This is a genomic window from Streptomyces sp. WAC05292 (assembly GCF_003949955.1).
Lineage (GTDB): Bacteria > Actinomycetota > Actinomycetes > Streptomycetales > Streptomycetaceae > Streptomyces > Streptomyces globosus.
In genome coordinates this window covers 1-1,561 of record NZ_RPSE01000692.1, presented here as the reverse complement: position 1 = coordinate 1,561, position 1,561 = coordinate 1, and the positions used below count along the sequence as shown (strand labels likewise).

At 69.8% G+C, this 1,561-nt stretch carries 2 protein-coding genes; both read right to left on the bottom strand.

Annotated features, from left to right (window positions below):
• Positions 1 to 105: 105 nt before the first annotated feature.
• Complete coding sequence (locus EF903_RS32425) at positions 106 to 348, bottom strand: phosphopantetheine-binding protein (RefSeq protein WP_114054533.1); 243 nt, start codon at positions 346 to 348, stop codon at positions 106 to 108.
• Between the two features lie 286 nt (positions 349 to 634).
• A complete protein-coding gene (locus tag EF903_RS32420) occupies positions 635 to 1,495 on the bottom strand; it encodes a helix-turn-helix transcriptional regulator (RefSeq protein WP_125548515.1) in 861 nt (286 codons plus the stop codon).
• Positions 1,496 to 1,561 lie beyond the last annotated feature (66 nt).

Genomic DNA, 1,561 nt, shown 5'->3' with positions numbered 1-1,561 from the left:
GAACCGGTGTGGGGGGATGCGAGGGGCCGGGGATCGGGAAGGCCCCGGGGCGCGGACCCGTCAGGTCCGCGGGAGTGGGGGTGCGAGGTGTTCGAGGGGCGGGCGTCAGGCGACGGGGACGCCCTTGGAGGCGATCACCGCGGCGGCTTCCGCGACGGTCTGCTCCGGGACGAGCTCGCCCATCTCGATCTCCACGCCGAAGGACAGCTGCAGGCGCAGCGCCAGCTCCTCCAGCAGCAGCGAGTCGATCTCCATGGCCTCGAACGTGGTGTCGGGCGTGACGCCCGCCGTCGAGACCTCCAGCTCACCGAGGACGGTGACGACCCGGCTGACGATCGAATTCTCCATTACATTCCTCCGTGAATCAAGGGGGAGTGCCGAAATCCCGGGGCGTGTGCGCCCGTTGGGAACGGCATACCGCCGTTGCGAGAAAGAATGGAACCGGTGAATTCAGGGGATCGAATCCTCCGCGTCCCAACGCATTCATCATGGGATCCGTGAACAGGCGGAGGAAGTGTCTCCCGATCATGGTGGTGCGAACACCACCTGTGGGAAAACCGGTTGCGCCGGCGACGCCCCGTACGGCACAGGGCCCGGCAGCGCGCCGCGTGCCGGCCAGGGGCCGCCGGACGGCTCAGGCCGCCTCGGCCCCGAACCCGGCCGGCTCGGCCCGCAGGCCGGCCCGCTCCGCCCCGGACTGGGCGATGTACAAGGTCAGGAGGGATTCGGGGCTCGCCGGCACCCGCATCACCACCCGGTCGAACACCGTCACCCCGGCCTGCGGCAGCGCGATCCTGCGCAGCCCCTGATTGGGCCCGACCACCTCGTGACAGTCCCACAGTTCCGCGAAATGCGGGCTCATCTCGCTGAGGCGGTCCGCAATGCGGCCGAATTCCGGATCCTGCGGGAAGCGGGCCGACTGCGCCCGGAACTGTGCGACGAGACCCCGCCCCACCTCCTCCGTGTCCGGGTATTTCTCACGGGTCGCCGACTCGGTGAAGAACTTCACGACGCAGTTGTGCCCGCGCGTGCCGATGTGGAAAAGGGAGCGCGCCGAGCGGCTGGCGAGTTCGACGCGCCCGTACCGGTCGGTGATGTACGCCGGATTCGGCGACCAGCCCTCGACGAGCGCCCGCATCCGCGCATGTCCGCCGTCCTGGCCCCGGTCCGGTGTGCGCGGTGGCGGGTTGTGGCCGGCCAGCCGGTGGAAGTAGTCGCGCTCACAGTCCTCCAGCCGCAGGGCGTTGCTGACCGCGTTCACGATGCTTTCGGAGACGTTGATGTCCCGGCCCTGTTCGAGCCAGGTGTACCAGGACACCCCGACGCCGGCGAGGGCCGCCACCTCCTCGCGCCGCAGGCCGGGGGTCCGCCGGCGGTCGAAGTTCACCAGCCCGACCTCTTCCGGCGTGATCTGCTCCCGGCGGGCCCGCAGGAAGTGCCGCAGCCTCGCTCGCCGCAGCAGTCCGGATGCCGGTGCGGATGCAGCTGTCTGCATGTATCGACTTCTTTCCTTCTACACAGGACTTCGGTGACGGATGGCGGTGGGCGGACGGCGGGTGCC